The following is a 638-nucleotide window of genomic DNA, read 5'->3' as shown; positions in this document are numbered from 1 at the left end:
TCAACCGACTTCGTACGAAAGGGGATCCAAATGGATAATAAAAGTTTAGCACACACAACATGGAATTGTAAGTATCACATCGTCTTTGCACCAAAATATAGAAGGCAGATTATTTATGGACAAATTAAAGCAGATGTAGGTAGAATTCTTCGTCAGTTATGTGAAAGAAAAGGAGTAGAAATTATTGAAGCAACCGCCTGTCCTGATCATATTCATATGTTGGTAAGTATTCCACCAAAATTAAGTGTTTCATCGTTTGTGGGTTATTTGAAAGGAAAAAGTAGTTTAATGATATTCGATCGACATGCGAATCTGAAATATAAATACGGAAACAGGAAGTTTTGGTGTCGCGGATATTATGTAGATACAGTAGGAAGAAACAGAAAAATCATTCAGGAATATATAAAAAATCAATTGCAAGAGGATGTTCTTGAGGATCAAATGAGCATGAAAGAATTTATTGATCCATTTACAGGAGAAGAAATAAAAGCAAAGAAGCGAAAATAATAAAACCACTTTAGTGGTAGCGTGAAAACGGAGTGCGGTTGGCGGACCTTTCAGTGTGTCTTTAGACATGGGCCAGTACCCCAGCGTTTCACGCGTAGAGCAAACCACCAGTTAGACTGGTGGTTCTGATT

The 638-nt window shown here is 37.0% G+C and carries 1 protein-coding gene; it reads left to right on the top strand.

Annotation, left to right across the window (positions count from 1 at the left end; genetic code table 11):
* Positions 1 to 30 precede the first annotated feature (30 nt).
* Positions 31 to 507 carry an IS200/IS605 family transposase gene (tnpA, locus tag AC1RNS_RS26445; RefSeq protein WP_492996781.1) on the top strand — a complete coding sequence of 159 codons (477 nt, stop codon included), beginning with the start codon at positions 31 to 33 and terminating at the stop codon, positions 505 to 507.
* Positions 508 to 638 lie beyond the last annotated feature (131 nt).

It is taken from the genome of Lysinibacillus sp. GW821-FHT14F06, from assembly GCF_058803665.1.
This window is presented reverse-complemented; position numbering and strand designations above follow the sequence as displayed.